Raw genomic sequence first — 20953 nt, 5'->3', positions numbered from 1 at the left:
ATCTGTTGCTGCGTCGTCCCGTGCCGGATGGATCCGGCGCTGGACGCGCTACGTCATTGCTTCGGAGCGATTGCTGCGAGGGCGCCGTCGATTGCGGAAAGGATCTCGCGTGCGTCTTCCTCGGTCATGGAGGTGGAAAGCGCGAAGAGTCCGTAACTCGCCGAAAGCACGCCGCGGTCGAGCAGACCCTTGTGGAACAGGTCGAGTTTCATGCGTTCGGACGCACCCGGATAGACTGACCGGTAGTCCGTGATCGGCAACGCCGTGAAATGAACTTTGAAGAGCGAGCCGAGACCGACGCACTGCCCGTTGAGGCCATGGCGAGCAAGCGAGGCCGTGATGCCCTCGCGAAGCAGGCTGCCGATAGCGTCCAGATGCGCGAAGCTAGCCGGGGTCAACGCGCGCATCGCCGCCAGACCGGCTCGCATCGTCACCGGGTTCGCGGTGAAGGTGCCGCCATGCGGCAATGCGGGCTTGCCTCGTGTTGGATCGAACACCGCCATCACGTCGGCGCGGCCGCCGACGGCGCCGACCGGGAATCCTCCGCCGATGATCTTGCCGAGAGCCGTCAGATCGGGCGTGATGCTCCACAGGCCCTGCGCCCCCGAATAGCCAAGGCGGAGCGAGATCACCTCGTCGAAGATCACCAGCGAGCCGGCGGCATGAGCGATCTCGACCATCGCGTCGAGATAATCCTTTCGCGCGGGAATAAGTCCGGCGCGGTTCGGCATCGGGTCGATCAGAACACCCGCTATCGTGTCGCCATGCGCGTCGAAGACGGCACGCAGCGCCTCCGTATCGTTGAACGGCACCGCGATGACATCATCGAGAACTCCCTTCGGCGTGCCTTTCGCGTATGCCGTTGAGGCAGGCATGTCGCCCCAGTTGGCGGGCGAACTGTCCAGGCTGACTTCCGCGAAGTCGTAGGAGCCATGGTAGGCACCTTCGATCTTGACGATCTTCGGCCGCTCGGTGAACGCCCGAGCCGCCTTGATCGCCATCATGACGCCTTCCGTGCCGGAGTTGGCGAAGCGAACCTGCTCGACTGACGGAAGGCGCTCCACCAACAGTTCAGCAAGATCAAGTTCGCTCTCGGTGGGCGCTCCGAAAGCCGATCCCTGGGGCATCTGGTCCACCACCGCGGCCGTGACGGCGGGATGGCCGTAGCCATGGATCATGGCCGTGAAATTGTTGATGCAGTCGTAGTAGACGTTTCCATCGACGTCCCAGACGCGGCAGCCCTCGCCGCGCTGGGCATAGATCGGAAACGGGTCGATGAAGACCGTTGTCCGGGTGTTTCCTCCCGGCATGACCTTGCGGGCCCGTTCGAACATCTCGCGGGACTTCGGCATTGAATCTGGATAGTGGCGCATAATCTTGTAAACCGATGAAGGAGACAGCCTTGGATGGCCGCGACGAAGGGCGCGACCTCTTTCGATCACTTGGTCATGATCGTGTGGCTCTGCTCGCGCAGGTACTGTGGCAGGAACCAGGAGCCGAGACCGCCCTTGCCGCTGACCCCGGTGCCCTTCCAGCCGCAGAATGGCTGCGCGCCTGGCCATGCACCCGTCGTTGCGCCGCTCGCACGGTTGGCATAGAGAACCCCCGCTTCGGCGGTATCGAGGAAGTGACGCAACTCTTTTTGGTCGTTGGTAAAGATGCCGGCCGACAATCCGTAGGGGATGTCGTTGCCCTCTTCGATCGCGGCATCGAGACTATCAAAACCGCGGACGACCACGAAAGGCATGAAGAGTTCGTCGCGGGTCAGCCGGCCCGGACCATCAAGTTCGACCACCGTCGGCAGGACGTAGTTGTTCGCAAAGCCCTGGCCCAGGGCGGCGCCCCCAAAATGCACCTTGCCTTTGCCCTCGACTTCCGACAGCGCTGCCTGGAAACGGCCGACTGTGGCGTCGCCATAGACAGGGCCCATAAAGGTCTCGGCCTTACGAGGATCTCCGACCACCAGCTTTCCAGCGAACGCTACCAGTTTCTCGATGAATTCCGCCTTGACCTTCTCGTCGACATACACGACCGAGCATGCGGAGCACTTCTGGCCTTGCAGGCCAAAAGCGGAGCGCGCCACCCCCTGCGCCGCGCGGTCGAGGTCGGCCTTGCTCGTCACGTAGGCGGGGTTCTTGCCACCCATTTCGGCGATGACGGGCTTCATGTGGGGCAGCGTTGCCATATGACGGAAGATGCTCATGCCGGTCTTATGGGAGCCCGTGAATGCAACGCCGTCGATGCCGTTATCGGTGGCAAGAAGGCGCCCCACCTCTCCATCGCCAAGCACGATGTTGAAAACACCTTCGGGCAATCCCGCTTTGCGAAGCGTTTCGGCAATCAGCAGTCCGGTCAGCGCGCAACCCGGCGACGGCTTGTAGACCACCGCATTGCCTGTCAACAGCGCACCCGAGACCATGCCGATCGACAAGGCGAGCGGAAAGTTGAAAGGAGCGATGACCGCGAAGACGCCATAGGGCTTCATGACGCTCGTAGCAGTCTCGTTTTCGACCAACACGTTCATGGGCCGGACGAACCCGTTGTTCGCCTTCATCTCCGATGCGTAGTACTCGACCATGTCGAGGCATTCCTCGGCTTCGCCGACTGCCTCGATGCGGGACTTTCCGATCTCGTAGAGCGCCGCCAAACCGAGGTCATATTTCCGCTCCGCCAGTGCCTCTCGCCAGCGGGCGCCGAATGCAAGGCGATCGTCCAGCGTCGAACGGTTCCAGGTCTTCGCGCCGGCCCGGGCTGCCTGGATCGCGGACTTGACGTCTGACGGGGTTGAAACCGGGAACTTGCCGAGAGAGATCTTCTTGTCGATAGGGCTCAGGATCTCTTTCCGAGCGCCAGTCGCAAACGGCGTCGACCACTCGCGACCCAGTGTGTTCTTCTCGAAATCCGGGATCATTGCATCGAGGTGAGCGTGAACAGGGGAAAAATCCACCCCGATGTTCGAGTAGGTCACACGCGGGAGTTCAGCCATTTCAAGTTCCTCCGAAAATCGGTATTTATCCCGATAATCAGGATTTGGCTTGCGAGTCAATCGAGGGGACCATAAAATGGAAATAATACCGAATTTCGGTATTGTTCGTGAGGAGATTTCGGGTTCGGGTTACCTGGCGGAGCCCGACAGCCGAGGGCGTGCGGCCGTTCGGCTATTCTACGGAGCCCCTCGGACTCGACGCGCGGCGGGATAACGAGAGACCGACCTTGCCCCTCATGTCTGTTTTGAACGATAACCTTCTTGCAGTCGCAATTGTCAGATCGGCGTAGGTGCCCTTGAATACGAAATCGAAGAAGCCGAGCGCCAAGGACAGTCCCCTCGAGCGCTACATCTCGATCATGGAAACGGTCGCGCCGTTCGAGCATGGCTTGACGGCGATCGAGCTCGAAACGACGCTTGGACTGCCCAAAACCACGATCAACAGGCTGCTGCATGCCTTGATCGAAAGCGGGATGATCACCGCCGAGAGCGTTCGCAATCGGACATACCGCCTCGGCGATCGCTTGCTGCAGCTGCTACAGATGTCTCCGGATAGCGGCTGGCTGACGACGCTCGCGCAGCGACCGCTTCAGGATTTGGCGGACCGCACCGGCCAGTCGGCGTTCCTGTCGAAGTTCGACGGTACCGAGGTGCGCTCGGTCACCTGCGTCGCGCCCGACACTCCGGTCCGGACCTATGTCATGCCGGGCATGGCCATGCCTGTAAATGCGACCGCTTCGGCCAAGGCGATCCTTGCGTTTCATCCGCAGGAGACCGTGAACAGGATCTTGGCGACCGAGCTGCGCAGCTATACCGATCGGACTAAAACGAAGATCGCGGAGTTGACCAGGGAATTGGCGGAGGTTCGGCAGCAGGGCTATGCCATGGACCTGGCCGAGCATGTTCCGGGCCTGGGCTCGATCGCATTTCCGATAAGGCCGACGAGCGGTGAGGTGATGTACGCGGTGGGACTTACGGGACCCTACGGTCAGATCATAGAGCAAAACTTCAAGCAGCATTGCTCGGCGCTCGCAGAAGCCGCCCAGCGCATGGCGAAGCTGGCGCAGATGCACGCCTACAACGGATCGGCTATGGCCGCAAAGAGTGCTGCAGCGGATCAGCGATAGGTCGGTGCTTGAGAGGCCGGTCATCGCGCGAAGAGATGTTGCGCTTTGAACCTGTAGTTCGCGATATGTTCTCGACGGAAGTGAATGTCCGGCTCCATCCCTCTGAGAACCACCCAATAGAAAACCTTAAACTTGGAGGCTCGCCCATTGCATTCAGAGTAGCTGCTCGGATGGCAGATAATCTACATCGACCACCAGCGCGATTTCGCCGGCGTGAAGCTGTCGACCTGGCCGAAAGCGATCAATCAGTCGATGCGGATGGACATGCAGAACCTGATGGGAACGATCGCCGACACTCTCCATTCGGTGTGAAGGCGATCGGGGCATTGGTACTGACGTTCACAACAAGGGCGGCACGCGCGCCAGAAATTCGATGCCTCGTCAAATTTTGCTAAAGCCGAGCGGGCAGCCAAGGCAGCAATATATAGCTCGTGTCGCATTTTCCGAGCCGCCAGCCCCGAAGATCGGGACGGCACTGATTTCAGGCAAACTTGCTGCGGGGTTGTCGTGGCTTTATGGCTCGGCGAAAAACTTACCCTCGGCGAGCATGGTTTCGATGCCGGCCAGCAATTCGCGATTTATGCCGGTGGAAATCCCTTTCGACGCAAGGTGCGCCACCAGCGCGCCGCTGCGAAGATTGCCGGCCGCACCGGGCGCGTAGGGACAGCCGCCTAGCCCGCCGGCAGCGGCATCGAACACCCTGAGCCCGAGGTCCCAGGCAGCATCGACGTTGGCGAGCGCCAGGCCGCCGGTGTCGTGGAAATGCCCGGCCAGCCGCGCAGCCTCTGCTTCTTCGAGGGTTGCCAGCACCATGGCATGCACGCGCTCGGGTGTCGCCCTGCCGATCGTGTCGGCAACGGCGATTTCGGCGCAGCCGAGATCGCGCAGGCGCGCGACGACTCTCGCGGCCGCGCCGGGTTCGATCGGGCCTTCATAGGGACAATCGACGGCACAGGAGACATAGCCCCGCACCGGCAAGGAATGCTCGGCGGCCAGCGCGATCACTGGCAGAAAACGAGCCAGCCCTTCCTCGATGGTACAATTGGTGTTTCGTTTCGAAAACGTCTCGGAGGCGCTGGTGAAGACCGCGAGTTCCTGCGCGCCGGCCGAGATCGCGGCCCGCGCACCTTGCTCGTTGGGCACCAGCGCGGACAGCATAAGCCCCGGGCGCCGCACAGCGCGCCGCATGACCTCATCATGATCGGCCATCTGCGGCACCCATTTCGGCGAGACGAAAGCCGTCGCCTCGATGCGGGCGAAGCCGCAATCGGCCAGCATGCCGATCAGGCGCAGCTTCTGCCCGGTCGAGACCAGCCGCTTTTCGTTCTGCAGGCCGTCGCGCGGACCGACTTCGACGATCGTGGCCTGCCGATCCCCACCGGTCGATTCAATGGACGGCGGCATACATGATCTTTTCTTCGGAGGCCTCGTCGATGGTCATCTCCTCGACGATACGGCCCTGGCGCGCCACCAGGATGCGGTCCGACAGATTGAGGATTTCAGGCAGATAGGACGAAATAACGACGACGGCCGCACCCGCATCGGCAAGCCGCTCGATAATCTGATGGATCTCGGCGATGGCGCCGACATCGACGCCACGCGTCGGCTCGTCGAAGATGATCAGCGACGGCGCCTGGATTAGCGATTTGGCGATGACCACTTTCTGCTGATTGCCGCCGGAAAGCTCGACCACCCGAGCATTGGCGCCGATCGTGCGGACCTTCATCGTCTCGATCCATTCGGCCGATTGCCGGCGCGCTTCGCCAAGGCCGATTACCGAGACCGGATTGGAGCCCTTGGCCAGCTTGCCGAGGAATACGTTCTGGGCGATGCCCATCGTGTCGAATAGGCCGTCGAGCTTGCGGTCCTCTGTGATATATGCGACGCCGCGCCGCACGGCCTGCCGTGGCACGCGGAAGTGCACCACCTCGCCGCGCAGCGTGATGCGGCCACCATGGAAGAAGTCACGCTTCAAAACGCCCGCCGCGATCTTCATCATTTCGGTGCGGCCGGCACCGACCAGGCCGAACAGCCCCGTCACCTGGCCGGCAAAGACCGACAGCGTGGCGCTGCGCACCGCCTTACCCATCGAGACGTTCTCGAGCGCCAGCACCTTTTCGCCCGGGCGGCGCGCGACGCGTTTGGCGGCATCGTCGCCATAGAGCGTATCGGTCAGTTGCCGGCCAACCATCGCCTGGACGATTTTCTCGCGGGTGAGATTGCGCGCATCGTCGGTGACGATCAGCGCGCCGTCGCGCAGCACGCTGATGCGGTCGGCGATCGACAGCGCCTCTTCCAGCGCGTGTGAAATGAAGATGATGGAAGCGCCCTCGCCTTTCAGCCGCTCGACCAGGGCGAAGAAGTGCTGCTTTTCCTCCGGCGTCAGCGTCGCCGTCGGCTCGTCGAAGATGAAGATGCGGGCCTTGTGGTGAACCGCGCGGGCGATCTCGACCATCTGCTTCTTGGCGGCGCCGAGCGTCGACACCAGCGCGGTCGGCTCGACATGGAAGTTCAGCCGCTGCAGATGCTGCTGCGCCTTGATGTTGATGCCGCGCAACCGGTTGAAGAAGCTCTCTTCGCCGAGGAAGATGTTCTGGGCGACATTCATCGACGGGATGAGATTGGTTTCCTGGAACACCATGGCGATGCCGTGCTTCATGGCATCGGCGGGCGAGGAAAAGCCAACCGGTTTGCCGTCAATCAGCATCTCGCCCGACGTCAGCGGATAGAGGCCGGCCAGCACCTTGGTCAACGTCGACTTCCCCGCACCGTTCTCGCCGAGCAGCGCATGGACCTCGCCTTGCCGCAGCGTGAAATCGACGTCGCGCACCGCCGCGTTGCCGGCGAACGCCTTGGTGGCCTTGCGGAACCGGACGATCTCGGCCGCGTGGGGATCAGCCATGCAGGGCTCCACCGGATGTCGCGCCGGGCAGGCGCAGCAGCGTGCCGGAGCCGCGCGAGGCGGCGTAGACGCTGCCGCCATGCTCACAGACGGAGGTGACGCCATGCATGCTGCCGTCGGCGCGGCTGTGCCAGCTTTCGCTGGGCCGGCCGCTGTCGTCGCAGCGCGCGACGAGGCCGTAGGAGCGCGATGGCGCCCACGGCTTCAGCACGCCCATCTGCCGGACCGAGCCCTGGCTCAGCGGCTGGTCCGGCCGCGCCGATCCGGCGAGTTCCGGCCCGATCCATTCGCCGGGATCGATCGTCGCCATCATCTCGCGGCGATAATCGTCCTCGCGCAGCACCAGTTCGAGAAGCTGGCGGCGCGGCGCGAACAGCGCCATCCAGAAGCCGCCATCGGAAGCGGGTGACAGGCGCGACGGATAGGCCGGCAGATTTTCCAGGATCGCCACCGGATGGGGGGATTTCGGATCAAGGGCGACGATACGATGGCGCCAGCTTTCGCTGATCGCCAGACGGCCGTTGCCGAGCATGACCGCGCCGTTGGGAAATGCCAATCCGGCTGCAAGCTCACGCTGGGAGCCGCTGTCCGGATCGATGGCGAGCACGACGCCGCTGCTGCCGCCCTCCATCAGATCGCGCTTCCAGTCGCGCGCCGGATGCTTGCGCGAGCCGACACACAGGTAGAGCGAGCCATCCACGGTAAAGAGCCCGGCGGTGAGGCAGGACGCCACGCCGCCTGGCAAGCCGATGCGCCTCCAGGTGCCCGGCTGCCCGATTTGCAGGCCCTCACCCTCGATGCCGACGGCAAGGCGGCCATCGGGCGCGGATGCGACAAAGCTGATCGGCGCCGCGAACTCCGCTATTGCGACCGCCGAAGCGCCCGCTCTCCCAAGGTCGATCCGGAAGAGCGTGTTGCCGCTGCTGCACAGCAGTCTCGCTGGCGACGCAACGAGATTGTCGATGGAGGGAAGCGACAGCAGCCGCTCCGCCTCTTCCAGGCGGTTGTCCGGTTTGAAGACGCCGTCCATGGCCGGCACGCTGATGCCGGCATCATCAGCCGAAAACAGCCGGCGGACGAACGTGCCAAACCCCGCCATCAGCGCTTCCCCCAGTAATCGTCATGCGCCGTCCACTGCGGATCGGCGCCTTCGATGCGAACGCGGCCGATGCGGTTGTTGGAGACGCCGCCCAGATAGAGCCAGCCCTTGTGCTCGCAGGTCGAGGTGATCGAGGGATGGTTTTCGCCGGCCTCGTCCCACAACGCGTCGATGATCTCGCCGGTTTCCGACACGCGCAGCACGCAGCCGCGATTGATGTTGGGGAACAGCCATTCGTCGGCGGCGATCCGCTTGGCCATGCGGCGGCGAAAACCCGGCTTGCGCATGGCGAGATCGAAGGTTCTGGTGCGCATGCCGAGCAGCGCGATCCAGTACGTTCCGTCGGAGCCGCGGTTGAGATTGTCGGGATAGCCCGGCAAATTGTCGAGGAAGATTTCACGCTTGCCCTTGTCCGGTCCGTCGAACCAGTAGCGGCTGATGCGGCACGCCCATGTCTCGGCAAAGAGCAGCGACTGGCCGTCGCGGCAAATGGTGACGCCGTTGGGAAAGATCAGGCCGCGCAATATGGTGCGGGTCGAGCCGGTCCTCGGATCGTGGCAGATCAGCCGGCCGTTGCCCCTGCCCTCCAGCGCATCGACCGCCCATTCAGACATCTCGTAGCGGATCGTCGCTTCACTGAAGAAGATGCGTCCGTCCGGCGCGATGTCGAGATCGTCGGGAAGCCTCAGCCGCGAATCGTCGATCACCGACAGCAGGCTGCGATTGGTTTCGTCGGTGACCTTCGCCACCGTCCCGTCCGGCGAGACGCGGTAGACGCCCATGCCGCCGACGCAGGTGAGCAGGTCGCCATTCGGCGCGAAGGCCAGCCCCAGCGGATGACCCCCGATACGGGCGAAGACCTCGCTGCGCGCATAGTCGGGCGCGAGGAAACGGACGATCGTACCGTGCCGCGTACCGGTATAGAGATTGTCGTCGCGGTCGAGGACGACGTCCTCGGGACCTTCGACCGCGCCAAGCCCTATGAGCTCCGCCGCGCCAAGCCTGTCATTGACGGCAAGCACGTCGGTTCCGGTCGGCGGCGTCAAATTCGGCAGCTTCAGATAGGTCGGCGAGACATAGACTTTGCTCAACAGCTTGCCGCGGTTCTTCACCCATTTGGCGTCGAACAGCACGGCGGCGATCAGCACCAGACCGAGGATCAGCTGGTTGACCGAGCCGGGCATCGACAGGCGGATGAGGCCGCTGGTCAGGATCAGCACCAGGATGGAGCCGATCACCGCATTGCCGACCGAACCGCGGCCGCCACCCAGCGAAACGCCGCCAAGCACCACGGCGGTCAATACGGAAATCTCCAGCCCTATGCCGGTGTCGGCGCCGGTGCTGCCGAGCCGGGCGGAAAACAGAAAGGCAGCGATCGCGGTCAGCAGGCCCGATGCGACATAGGCGAGGCAAACCGTCAGCTTGACGTTGATGCCGGCATTGTAGGCGGAGCGGCGCGCACCGCCGACGGCGCGCAACCGCCATCCTGGCCTTAGCCTTGACAGGACGATATGCGCGCCAAGGGCGATGACGGCGAAAATGGCGAAGGAGACGGGCAGGCCGTAGAAGGTGCCGAAGCCGATCAGGTCCCAGGTCGGGGAGACCGGCATCGAGCCGACGATCGCGCTGGCAAGCCGGGGAAAGATGATGTCGTAGAGCGCCCGGTAGATGACCAGTGTCACCAGAGTGGTTATGAAGGCGCGCAGCCTGAGATAGCCGATCAGCACCCCGTTGAGCAGCCCGCAGACGAGGCCCGTGGCTAGCGTCGCGATCAATGCCACGCCGACCGGCAGGCCGGCAACGTTCATCGATACCAGGGCGGCAAGCACGCATAGCGCGAACATCGAGCCGACCGAGAGGTCGATGCCGCCCGAGAGGATGACGATGGTGAGCGCCAGTGCGATCAGGCCGAATTCCGACACCTGGCGGGCGAGATCGGTAAGGTTGCCGACCGAGAAATAGCCAGGGATGATCCACGTCATGACGAGGATCGTGACCACCAGCGCCAATGCCGGAATGACGTTGTCGATCCAGCTCTTGGTCAGCAATTCGCCGAACAGGCGGTCCGGCAAAAGCCGGTACCGCAGCCGTGAAAGCGCATCGCTGGTGGCCATAAGTCAGGATTCCCTACTTCAGATCGTCCAGCGTCCAGCAATTGCGCTGGTTGACATTGGCCTTGGTGATCTGCGTCAGCGGATTGAAATAGAGCGTCTTGGTCTCGCCGGCAGTACCGTCGGAGAGCAGCAGCCTTGCGATCTCCGCATTCAGGATTTCGCCCTGCAGCGGCACGTTGTAGCTGATGTAGAGATTGAACAGGCCCTTCTCGACATTCTCGCAGCCGACCTTGTTGCCGCCGCCGCTTGTGACGAGGAAGACCTGTTCGCCCTTGCCGGCCTGCTGGATCGCAGACGCCGTGCCGGTGTCCTGATTGTCCCAGATGCCGATGGCGCCGCAAAGATCCGGATGCTGTTGCAGCACGGTCTCCATGATCGAGCGCGCCTTTTCCGGATTGTATTCGGTGGCCTGCTGCGAAACGACCTGGATGTCGGGATGCTGGTTCAAGACACGGTAGATGCCGTCGAGTTGGAACACGTCGGATGCCGCCGTCGGCACGCCGGTGTCGATAGCGACCTTGGTCGAAGCACCCTTGCCGGGGCTGCATTCGTCGACCACGGCCTGCGCCGCCTGTTCGCCGATCTCGGTCCAGTCGGCGCCGACATACGAATCGGTCTGGGTGTTCGATTCCAGGTTGATCTGCACAACTTTGATGCCGGCGGCCTGCGCCTGAGCCAGCAACCGGGCGTAGGACTGGATGTCGGGATTGTGCGCGACGATCAGGTCCGGCTTCTCGCTGATCAGCGACTGCAGCGCGCGGGTTCCCGCGTCGGTGCTCCAGGCGGGGTCGCGGATCTCGAAATCATACTTGAGGCGCTTGGCCTGCTGGCGCATCACCGCCGCCCAGCCTTCGGTCAGGTCGAAACCCATCGACAGCGGCAGGAAGACGACCTTCTTGCCTTCCAGCGTCTTGTGGAACGTCGTCGAGCGCGGATTTTCCAGGCCCTTGTCCTGGGCGCTGGCGGTGACGATACCGGCAAGCGCGATGCAGGCCGCGGCCAGCCACTTTGTCGTTTTCAGAAGTCGCATGGTTTCCTCCCATTGCATTTTGGCGTTGAAATTGGTGTCAGAGATCCCCTTGCTGGGACGTCTGCTCGTCGCGTGGGTTGACGAGCGAGTCGATGACGATGGCCAGAAGCAGGACCACGCCCTTGACCAGGTTCTGGATCGTGTAGGCGATGTTCATGATCGTCATGCCGTTGAGCAGGATGCCGACAAAGATCGTGCCCAGAATGACGTTGCGAACCTTGCCGTGGCCGCCATTCAGGCCGATGCCGCCCAACACGACGACCAGAAGGATGTCGTAGATCATCGTCGAATTGAAAAGCCGGGCGTTGATCGCCGACGCCGACGAGGCAAGCACCAGCCCGGCGCCGTAGGCGATCAGCGCGCTGATCGCATATTGCGCGACGATCATCGGCCGGTTGGAAATGCCGGTGATCCTGGCGGCGCCCGGATTGTTGCCCATGGCATAGGTCTGCCAGCCGAACCGCGTGCGGCTGAGCACCAGATGCAGCGCCAGGCAAAGCATGGCAAAGATCACCACCGTCACCGGAACGCCGAGGATGCGGCCCTGCCCGATCAGCGAGAACCATTCAGCGCCCGGCGGCACATTCTGCATCTCCAGCGTGAAGAAGAAGGTTCGGCCAAGGCCGTAGATGACGGAGCCGGCGGCAAGCGTCGCGAAGATCGGCGCGACCTCGCCGAAAGCGATCAGCATCCCGATCAGCACGCCGGCGACCACCGCGAACAGCGCGCCGATCAGCAGCGCGAATTCCAGCGAATAGCCCGAGCGGGCGATCACGAAGGCCCAGGACACCGACACCACCATCGTTGCGATCATCGAGACATCGATGCCCCTGGCGATGACGACCAGCGCCATTCCCAGCGCCAGGATGCCGAGAATCGAGACGCTTCTGATCAGGGCTAGGATGTTGCCGGGGCTGAAGAAGGACGGCAGCAGCAACGAGAACAGCACGAAGGCCAGCACCGCCAGCACCAGCACGATGCCTTCCTGGCTTTTGAGCAGGCTGGAAAGCCGAGCCCGATTTCCGTGTGCGGCCGCCTCGCTCACCGCTCAGGTCTCCTCTTTGCCCAGTCTGAGCAGGATTTCCCTGGCGCGATCGACGCGCACATCGTGATCCGCCGCAAGTTCCTTTGCCACCGCATCGATATTCGCGCCGCTCGCGCCCGCCACGATGGCTATGTTGCGGGCATGCAGCGCCATGTGTCCACGCTGGATGCCTTCGGTTGCCAGCGCCCTGAGCGCCGCCATGTTCTGCGCCAGCCCGACCGCGACGGTTGCCTCGGCAAGCTCTTGCGCCGTCGTCACGCCGAGGAGTTTCAGCGCTGCGCGCGCGGCCGGGTGCGTCTTGGTGGCGCCGCCGACCATGCCCAGCGCCATCGGCATTTCCAGCGTCCCCACGAGGTTTCCGGCGGCGTCGGTCTCCCAGCGGCTCAACGACGTATAACGGCCGCCGCGCGCCGCCCAGGCGTGGGCGCCGGCCTCGATCGCCCGCCAGTCGTTGCCGGTCGCGACGACGACTGGATCGATGCCGTTCATGATGCCCTTATTGTGCGTGGCCGCGCGGTAAGGATCGACGATCGCCAGCGAACAGGCCTCGACGATGCCGGCAACGATACGCTCGCCGGTGAACTCCTTCGTCGCCAGTGCCTTCGGCGTCAGCCGCACCCGCGCCCGCGCCAGCCTGAGGTCGGCCAGGTTGGAGAGGATGCGCAGCCGGACGGTGCCGCCCGAAATGCGCTCGATCATCGGTGCGACTGCCTCGGCCATGGTATTGACCGTGTTGGCGCCCATCGCGTCGCGCACGTCGACGAGCAGATGCAGCACCACCATCGGTCCGACTTGCGTCTCCTCGAACACCTGCACTTCGATCTCGCGGCAGCCGCCGCCGAGGCCGATCAGCACCCGGTCCTTCTCGTTGGCGGCGGCGATGATCTGGTCGCGGGCCGACAGCAGCCTGGCGCGTGCGCCGTGCGGATCGGACAGACCGAGTATCTGCACCTGTGCCCGCATGATCGGTGCGGTGCTCGATGTCTCGAAGCCGCCGCAACCGCGGGCGATGCGCGCCATGTAGGAGGCGGCGGCGACCACCGACGGCTCTTCCACCGCCATCGGGATGAGGTAATCGCGACCGTTGATGGTGAAGTTGGTGGCGACGCCGAGCGGAATCTCGAAGGTGCCGACCACATTCTCGATCATGCCGTTGGCGAGATCGAGCGGCAGGACGCCGCCGCGCAAGGCATCGCGATCCGCCTGCCCAAGACGAGCGGCGTCGCCGACCGTCGCCAGGCGATCGGCCGGCGACAGGTCGCGGAATTTCTCGATGCGGGAATTCAGCCGCGGCTCGACACCGCTGTCCTGGACAGCCACCATCACGATCGCCTCCCTGCGAATGCTTGTCGTTGAGGCAGCTATCGTTTAACTGATACCATCTATCAAGGTACAGCTACAGGAAACAGCGACAAACTGTACCAGTCCATATCAGGGCACGCAGCCCATCGGAGGATGTTCTGGGATGACGCGCGCCGAGGCCGTGGCGGCAGAGATCAGAAGGCGCATCGAGACCGGCTCGATTACCGTCGGCGCCAAGCTTCCGTCGATACGCAAGGCCGCCGAGCAATTCGACGTTTCCAAGAACACCATCGTCGATGCCTATGACCGGCTGGTATCCGCGGGCATCGCGTTTTCGCGGCCCGGCGCCGGCTTCATGGTCGCCGAGCGTCGCCGGCAGACGCCGAGCGAGCGTCCCCGCCATGTCGCGGAAGCGGTCGACATCGCCTCGCTGCTCAATGCGCAGTTGGAGGAGAGCTTTTCGATCCGCGTCGGCGACGGGCGGCCGCCCGCCTCATGGATGGAGGAATCGGAAGTGCGGCGCCATCTCGGGCTGCTCGGCCGGCACCAGAGGTCCAGCAGTGACGGCTATGGTTCGGCGATGGGCCTGCCGGCGCTGCGCGAGCGCCTCGCCTTCGACCTCATGGAGCGCGAGGTGCAGGCGAGCCCGGACCAGATCCTGCTGACATTCGGCGCCAACCACGCACTGGACCTGATCATACGCCGCTTCCTCGTCGCCGGCGATACCGTGCTGGTCGACGACCCCGGCTATTACCCGCTTTTCGCCAAGCTGAAGCTGGCGCAGATCCGCATGATCGGCGTGAAGCGGACGCCGACCGGTCCGGACCTCGACGATCTCGCCGGCAAGGCCGAGCGCGAGCGTCCGAAGCTGTTCTTCACACAATCGCTTGCGCACAATCCAACCGGCAGCTCGACCAACCTGCCAACGGCTCACTCGATCCTGACCATCGCCGCGCGCTGCGACATGCTGGTGGTCGAGGACGACCCGTTCGTCGACCTGCCGACGGTCCGTGGCGTTGGCCTTGCGCCTCTCGACCAGTTGCGGAACGTCATCTGCGTGCGCACCTTTGCCAAGACGTTGTCGGCCAGCCTGCGCTGCGGCTATATCGCAGCGCGCCCCGACCTTATCGCTTCCCTTGCCGAGTTGAAGATGCTGACGACAGTCAACAGCTCAGGACACATTGAGCGGTTGATCCATGGATTGATCAGTGAAGGTCACTATCGGCGCCACCTCAAGCGTTTGGCGCAGCGTGTGCAGCAGGCCACCGAGACGGTCGTTCCCCGCCTTCAGAAGATGGGTCTTAAGCTCTTTGCCGAGCCGACAGGTGGATACTACGTCTATCTGGAGCTTCCCGAGTATGTCGATGACATCGCCCTCGCCCGGGAAGGCGCTCGCCAGGGGATTTTTATCGCACCTGGTACCGTGTTTTCGCCGGAGCGCCAACCTGCCAAGGCAGGCATCCGCGTCAACATCGCCTGGGCCTCGGATCCTCATTTTTTTGACTTCATGCTGGCAGAGCTTAGGCATCGGCGGACTTGAACATGACTAAGCCCCGCCTTGCGGTGGGGCTTAGTGCTTGACGGACCACTCCGCGGCGCGTCGTGACCAGATAAGCGAGAAGTCGCCCCCGGTGTCGGTCTCGACCAAGCTCGCGTAGATCGGAGCGGGGAAGTTGGGCTCGTCGAGCTTGACGAAGTGGTAGTCGCGGCCCTCGCGCGAGGTCTTCTTCCAGGGCCGCCCCGAACTCGGGGCGCCAGCGAAAATGCGGAAGTCGGGTCTCTTTTCATTGTCGCCATCGACCGGAGAGAACGTCACAGTCTTGACGTTGAGGTTGAGGGTCTTGACCGAACCGGAGAAGCCGTTCGCGGTGCGCGAGAATGTGCCGACCGTAGCCATCGTGGTGGTTCCTTCTGTTTTTCTCGGGCCGCACCCATCTCTCGATGGTGGTCGTGAGGCCGGAGACGATCGGTCTGCATCCCGAAGGGGCTGAAACGAAGTAACGGCGGCGCGAGGCTTTCTTGGGCCGCCGAGGAATGGACGCGCAGCGACCAGGGGAAGAGAGCGCAGCGACGTCGTTACGGGAAGGCGATCGAGACTAAGAGAAGCGAAGGCGGTCTTCAGTCAGACCCAATCCATTCGAGGACGCCGTGGGCGTAGCTTAGAAAGAATACGCGGAAGGAATGCCACAGTGGCTAAGATCAGTCCCGGCCATTGTCGCTTGCTCCGCTGCGCTTCTCTATTTCGGTCAAAGACGCTTCCTCACGCCCGAGGGCGGTGTTGGTCCTACTCCAACCGGTGAAGAAGGGACGTCCGACTTCCCTAATCTTTAGGCTGAATCGTCATCAGCGGTCGATGGGAGAGAATGGACGCCGCCAGATTAGGCGCGGCACGCACGGGTCGTAGAAGTCCATGCGCCATAATAATAATTTCCTCATTCTGGGGAGTAGTTGTTTGGCTCGATCAGCCGCAGGTAAACTCAGTGCGACAGGATGCGAAACCGGCAGTTGCCGTGTAAGGTCAGGCCTTAACTTGGGGGAGAACTGAATACGAACGGCTGTTACCTTGGCGTTCCTGGCCTTTATCAGGGTGTCGTCAGAGCAATAGAAGCCTGCCTGGCCGGGGACGTGATCAGTCTCGAACGCGGTCGTATTCGTCTTGCGCGCGCTCGAGTTCCGGCCCGTAGGTCATCGACCATTCGTAAAGCGCCTCGAACGGTTGCCGAAGGGAGTGGCCGAGCGAAGTGATCGTGTATTCGACACCGACCGGCGTCGTCGTCGTCAGCACTTCACGGCGAATGAGACCGTTACGTTCCAGACGCTTCAGCGCATCGGCGAGCGCCTTGTGCGTGATACCGTCCAGGCGCCGCATGATCTCGTTGAATCTCGACGGCCTGGTGCACAGAACGGTCAGAATCAGGACCGACCACTTGTTGGCGATCTGCTCAAGTGCCGGCCGCGCCTTTTGCACATCTATCAACGCCTCGACGGACACGGGCTTAGGACGACGGGGCGGGCTGACCTTGACGGGCAAGTCTTCAGTCACGGCGGACATAGGTATACTCCTCGATATCTGCTCTAGTTGTAGTGCGTAATTGACCGTAGGTATAGAGCATATATCTTTAGCCATCACTTTTTGATGGAGTTCACATGAGCAGATTGGCAAACAAGATCGCACTGGTTGTCGGCGGTGCCGGCGGTATCGGCGGGGCAGTTTCACAAAGGTTCGCCAGGGAGGGAGCGCAGGTCTATGCGACCAGCCGCAAGGGTGCGGACGGCGCCTCGGAAGCGGCGGGCACCGGCAGCATCCGGACGGTCCTGGCGGATGCAAGCAACAGAGCGGATCTTGAACGTGTATTCGAGCAGATCAGATCGGAACGCGGGCGTATCGACGTGCTCATTGTGAATGCCGGCCTTTCCGAATACGCCCCGCTTGAAGATATTTCGGAGGATCATTTCGACAGGACATTCGGTCTGAATGTGCGCTCCCTGGTTTTCGCAGCACAAGGTGCCGTCAACCTCATGCAGCCAGGCGGAACGATCGTGTTGATCGGCTCTATCGCAGGCGACATCGGCACCAAAGGATATGGCGTCTACGGCGCCACCAAGGCCGCTGTCCGCTCGTTCACCCGCACCTGGGCCAACGAACTTGCTCCCAAAGGCATTCGTGTCAACATCGTCAGCCCCGGCCCGACCGATACGGCGATGATGGCCGGGGCCTCGCAACAGATTCGAGACGCGCTTTCCAGCATGATCCCTCTCGGGCGCATGGGCCGGCCTGACGAGGTGGCCGCCGCGGTTGTTTTCCTCGCCAGCGACGAGAGCAGTTTCACAACCGGCGCAGAACTGGCCGTCGATGGCGGCATGGCCCAGGTGTGACGTGCGCCTTCGACCACTGAAACCTGGACGGCCGCCGTTGCGCGATGTGGCTTTACGCGTGGGCCGGAATAGAGTCCGGATCTCTGAGTTGTGGGCGTATGCGCTTGGAGGATACGGCGAAGTAGCCCTGACATCTGGCAGATGCGAGCCGCGCCCATCCCAGTGTCCGTGCCAATGATGGTTCATGACCTCAGTTGCGTCCTGTGTCTGGTCGGCGCCGCCGAGTGCGGGGCAATAAACTCTCACGCCCATTTCATCCAGTGCCTTGACCGTGGTACTGACATCTGTTGCGTCACGGTCGAGCCGGTCGAGTTTGGTCAGGATCAAAATCCCTACCGGCGCACTTGCACGGTGGGCTCCCTTCAGGAGCTAGATGAGGATCCGTCCTTGTCTATGCCGTTCAGGACCGTCCTGGCTCGCTCAAGGTCTTGCTGAAGGATACTCCGTTGAAGTTGGGACAGCCGCTTCTCCTTCAACAGGCTTGCGGTCTCCCCTGCGGAACGGGGCTCATGCCGGTCGGTGTCTCGCAGTGACAGGCATGCATGTCGTTCTCTCGAAACCGGAGCAGCTTTCGAGCGACATGTTATCAATCCTCCAGAAGATAGCCCTTGCGATGGGAAAGCGGCTCGGTGCCGGCTACCTTGGCGATGACTTGGTTGGCCGCCACCAGCTTCTTCAGTCTGCGGGTGACGACCACGCCGTCAGTACGCGCATGGACGGTGATACGGGCATCGCCGCCAATCGCAGCGGGCGCGACGATGTCGGCGATCGGCTGTCCGGACGTGACCCGCTCGCCAAGTTCGACGCGGTAGACGATGACGCCGAACGCCGGCGTGCGCACCACGTCGCAGGCGTCGAAGCCTGTGACGTCGCAGAGCGGCGGCGCGGCGGGTGCTTGACCGGCGATATAGCCGCGGCGGCGCAGCACATTCAGCAGCGCCGACGCATCTGTCGCGGCCATCTCGTCGCCGATGTCGACGAAGCCGCGCAATTCGACCGTCGCTGCCATGCAGCCGACCGGTATCAGCTTGTCGGGATACGCCGCCGCGAGCTTCAACCACGGCTCGACGCTTGCTTCGGCAAAGGTCGAGCCGCCGGAGGCGCCCTGCGAAAACACGGCACGGCAGCCGAGTTCGCCCGAGATGTCCGACAGTTCCGCCGCGATCTCCGGCCGCACGAAAAGATGCATCAGCCCTTCGTCATCGCAATGAAGATCGAGAACGAGATCAGAATCGAAGGCTTCGCGCGCCAGCACCGCAATAAAGTTTGGGCACGCGTCGCGTGAACGCTATCGCCTGCCATGACAGCCCCCGCCGCAAATCGGCCGAATGCCCTGGCCGGCGCGACGGCGTGCGGCGCCGAATACCTCAATCGCAGGGTAGCTTATAGGTCGACCTGGCCGGAAATGCCAACGCGTTATCTGCTTTCGATGCCTGGGCGGAGGACGGAAGCCTCCAGCTTCGTATGCCGGTGTCTACGCCAATGATGTGGCTAGGAACTGGGAAGGCCAGCCCTCGACAGCATCTCAAGGAACCGGGAATGGTGATGATCCTTCACATAGCGCGGCACAAAGCCAGGGCAGACATTGCTGAGATTGAGATGCGGAAGTTGTGACAGGCAATGGTGGATGGCCCGGGACGCTTCTTCGTTGTTTCCGGTGGCCGACGCGGTCGCGGCCCAATAAAGGGCGCCGCGAACGAAGCCCGGCTTTGTCCTGACCACTTTGCGGGCGGCTTCGAGCGCCCGCTGGTTGTCTCCGCCAGCGAAGAGCGCCACAACCAGGCCGTGGTGGCGCCAGAAGTCGATGACATCGTGCGTTCCGAGCCGGATTGCTTCGTTGGCCTCACGCACCGCTTCGTCGACCTGTCCGCGCAATGCAAAGAGCATCGAAATATCGCCGTGGCCAGTCGGGTAGCTCGGGTTGAGGCTGATCGCGTGGCGGCATTCGGCGATCGCCTCGTCGATACGACCGCAACTTTCGAGAGCGAACGACAAGATACATCGGGCAATTTCATCGTCCGGTACCGCCCGCACCGCGGCTTCCGCAAGCTCGACCGCACGCTCGATCACCCCTCGCTCCCGAGGCAGTGCACCAAACGCCACGCCCATGGATATTACGATCGAGAGCGTCCGCTTTGCACGGGCGTTGTCGGGACCTAGCGAGAAGGCCTTCTCGGCAAGCTCTATCCCGACCAAAAGTGAGTCCCGAGTCATCTCAAAATATTTCATGAGGGCTTCGTTGACCAGCCTGCGCACTTCAGGGGTACCCGGCGGGCTTTTGTCTCGAACCTTCCAGTTGGTCAGTTGAAGTTCGAGGATCACGGCAAGAACAACAGACTGTGCGATCCTGTCCTGGAATTCGAGCGCGTTCTCGGAGTGGCCGTCGAACTTCTGGGCCCAGACGTGGTGGCCGCCGGCGGCATCGACGAGCTGGACATTCACCCTCAACCCATTGCCGGATCTCTGGACGCTGCCGCTGAGCATATATCGCGCCCGGAGTATCCCTGGCGTCTTGGCTTCTTCGCCCGGGCCGCTCTTCTCGGGCGGAAGCGCGGCGAGCACGACATAGTCGGCCACTTCGGAAAGGGCCGTCGTGATGTCCTGGACAAGTCCCTTGGCGAAAAAGTCGTCGCCTTGCTTTCCAGTCAGATTGACGAAGTCGGCAACGCTGATGGACGGACGCCCAAGGCGCTGGCTGGCCGGAACACCACTTGTCGACTGCACATTTGAGGTGTCGTCGGCGGCAAGCAACAGAGATTGCCAAAGCGCCCGCGTTTCAGGGCCGGCTTCGACGCCGAACTCCTTCTTCAGCATGCTTCTGCAAGCTTCGTATGTCCTGATTGCCCTGTCGCGTTGGCCACATGCGAGCAGCAATTCCATCTTGAGCCGATAGGATTCTTCCCGTGTCGGTTCCATGGTCAGAATACGATCGGCCAGGATCAGCCCGGCATCGGGGTCGACGAGACGGGCCAGTTTTTCGAAGGACTCAAGCGCGCGGCCGAGCAGCCTGTCGCGTTCCGATGTGATCCAGTCATCGAACGCATTGCTTCCCAGATAAAGCCCGTCGAGGAAGGGCCCGGTGTAGTTCGCCAAGGCCTTCGCGAGGTCCTGAGCGGAACGGGCCGAGAGACCCGTTTCGAACTTCTCCACGTCGACTTGAGAGGCCTCTGGCCTCAGGGCGATCAGCTCACCGCTGGAATGGATGAGATCCACCCCTTCTCGCGCCAGATCCTGGCGCAGGACACTGAGGGCTTGCCGAAGGCTGTTGCGCGAATGTTCGCCGTCGCTGTCGCCCCATAGGAGGTCAGCCAGCCTCTCCCGCGTCGCCGCCATGCCCGGACACCGGGCCAGATAGGCGATGATTGCCGGCCCTCGTTTCCCGGTCAGCCGAAGCGGACCGGCCGTTTCATTTTCAATCCGGAAACCGCCGAAGAGTGAGATTCTATTTGCAGCGCCCCTGTCCTCACTTTGC

The 20953-nt window shown here is 62.8% G+C and carries 16 protein-coding genes and 1 pseudogene; 3 read left to right on the top strand and 14 right to left on the bottom strand.

All coding sequences use genetic code 11. From position 1 onward, the window contains the following. Nucleotides 1-53 precede the first annotated feature (53 nt). On the bottom strand, nt 54-1334 hold the full coding sequence (locus EOB80_RS09030; RefSeq protein WP_245466302.1) for an aspartate aminotransferase family protein: 1281 nt from the start codon (nt 1332-1334) through the stop codon (nt 54-56). Between the two features lie 104 nt (nt 1335-1438). After that, nucleotides 1439-3046 carry an aldehyde dehydrogenase family protein gene (locus EOB80_RS09025; protein ID WP_206516797.1) on the bottom strand — a complete coding sequence of 536 codons (1608 nt, stop codon included), beginning with the start codon at nt 3044-3046 and terminating at the stop codon, nt 1439-1441. Nucleotides 3047-3276: 230 nt separating this feature from the next. Here EOB80_RS09025 and EOB80_RS09020 point away from each other — a divergent pair, with 230 nt between their 5' ends. After that, a complete protein-coding gene (locus EOB80_RS09020; protein ID WP_256746366.1) occupies nt 3277-4113 on the top strand; it encodes an IclR family transcriptional regulator in 837 nt (278 codons plus the stop codon). A gap of 513 nt (nt 4114-4626) precedes the next feature. Here EOB80_RS09020 and EOB80_RS09015 read toward each other — a convergent pair. Genes EOB80_RS09015 through EOB80_RS08985 form a run of 7 tightly spaced genes read right to left on the bottom strand, consistent with a single transcriptional unit; the run spans nt 4627 to nt 13626 of the window. Then, the gene (locus tag EOB80_RS09015) at nt 4627-5517 is read right to left on the bottom strand and encodes a hydroxymethylglutaryl-CoA lyase (protein WP_127327389.1); all 891 of its coding nucleotides are present in this window, start codon (nt 5515-5517) and stop codon (nt 4627-4629) included. Beyond that, on the bottom strand, nt 5501-7015 hold the full coding sequence (locus tag EOB80_RS09010) for a sugar ABC transporter ATP-binding protein (RefSeq protein WP_127327388.1): 1515 nt from the start codon (nt 7013-7015) through the stop codon (nt 5501-5503). Before EOB80_RS09010 ends, EOB80_RS09015 begins: the two co-directional genes overlap by 17 nt. Further along, on the bottom strand, nt 7008-8114 hold the full coding sequence (locus EOB80_RS09005; protein ID WP_127327387.1) for a strictosidine synthase: 1107 nt from the start codon (nt 8112-8114) through the stop codon (nt 7008-7010). Before EOB80_RS09005 ends, EOB80_RS09010 begins: the two co-directional genes overlap by 8 nt. After that, on the bottom strand, nt 8114-10228 hold the full coding sequence (locus EOB80_RS09000; protein WP_127327386.1) for an SMP-30/gluconolactonase/LRE family protein: 2115 nt from the start codon (nt 10226-10228) through the stop codon (nt 8114-8116). The genes EOB80_RS09005 and EOB80_RS09000 overlap by 1 nt, the downstream gene beginning before the upstream one ends. Before the next feature lie 13 nt (nt 10229-10241). Continuing rightward, nucleotides 10242-11258 carry a sugar ABC transporter substrate-binding protein gene (locus EOB80_RS08995; protein ID WP_164762561.1) on the bottom strand — a complete coding sequence of 339 codons (1017 nt, stop codon included), beginning with the start codon at nt 11256-11258 and terminating at the stop codon, nt 10242-10244. Nucleotides 11259-11295: 37 nt separating this feature from the next. After that, a complete protein-coding gene (locus EOB80_RS08990) occupies nt 11296-12303 on the bottom strand; it encodes an ABC transporter permease (protein ID WP_127327384.1) in 1008 nt (335 codons plus the stop codon). 3 nt (nt 12304-12306) lie between these two features. Further along, nucleotides 12307-13626: a hydroxymethylglutaryl-CoA reductase, degradative gene (locus tag EOB80_RS08985; protein ID WP_127327419.1), complete on the bottom strand. Its 1320-nt coding sequence runs from the start codon at nt 13624-13626 to the stop codon at nt 12307-12309. A gap of 142 nt (nt 13627-13768) precedes the next feature. On the opposite strand from EOB80_RS08985, the gene EOB80_RS08980 reads away from it, so the two are divergent. After that, nucleotides 13769-15145, top strand: a complete 1377-nt coding sequence (locus tag EOB80_RS08980; RefSeq protein WP_127268216.1) for a PLP-dependent aminotransferase family protein — start codon at nt 13769-13771, stop codon at nt 15143-15145. Nucleotides 15146-15175: 30 nt separating this feature from the next. On the opposite strand, the gene EOB80_RS08975 is transcribed toward EOB80_RS08980, so the two are convergent. Beyond that, entirely contained in the window at nt 15176-15502 is a 327-nt protein-coding gene (locus EOB80_RS08975) for a DUF736 domain-containing protein (protein ID WP_127327383.1), read from the bottom strand. Nucleotides 15503-16234: 732 nt separating this feature from the next. Continuing rightward, entirely contained in the window at nt 16235-16657 is a 423-nt protein-coding gene (locus EOB80_RS08970; protein WP_127268214.1) for a helix-turn-helix domain-containing protein, read from the bottom strand. A gap of 95 nt (nt 16658-16752) precedes the next feature. On the opposite strand from EOB80_RS08970, the gene EOB80_RS08965 reads away from it, so the two are divergent. After that, entirely contained in the window at nt 16753-17481 is a 729-nt protein-coding gene (locus EOB80_RS08965; RefSeq protein ID WP_127327382.1) for an SDR family oxidoreductase, read from the top strand. A gap of 204 nt (nt 17482-17685) precedes the next feature. Here EOB80_RS08965 and EOB80_RS08960 read toward each other — a convergent pair. From EOB80_RS08960 to EOB80_RS08950, 3 genes and pseudogenes are all read right to left on the bottom strand, one after another. Further along, nucleotides 17686-17811: pseudogene (locus EOB80_RS08960) on the bottom strand (recombinase family protein); the annotation flags it as partial. A gap of 256 nt (nt 17812-18067) precedes the next feature. Further along, nucleotides 18068-18736 carry a succinylglutamate desuccinylase/aspartoacylase family protein gene (locus EOB80_RS08955; protein WP_164762560.1) on the bottom strand — a complete coding sequence of 223 codons (669 nt, stop codon included), beginning with the start codon at nt 18734-18736 and terminating at the stop codon, nt 18068-18070. A gap of 236 nt (nt 18737-18972) precedes the next feature. Next, the gene (locus EOB80_RS08950; RefSeq protein WP_245466300.1) at nt 18973-20814 is read right to left on the bottom strand and encodes a BTAD domain-containing putative transcriptional regulator; all 1842 of its coding nucleotides are present in this window, start codon (nt 20812-20814) and stop codon (nt 18973-18975) included. Between the last annotated feature and the right edge of the window lie 139 nt (nt 20815-20953).

Source organism: Mesorhizobium sp. M7A.F.Ca.MR.245.00.0.0 (assembly GCF_003997415.1).
GTDB lineage: Bacteria > Pseudomonadota > Alphaproteobacteria > Rhizobiales > Rhizobiaceae > Mesorhizobium.
This window is presented reverse-complemented; position numbering and strand designations above follow the sequence as displayed.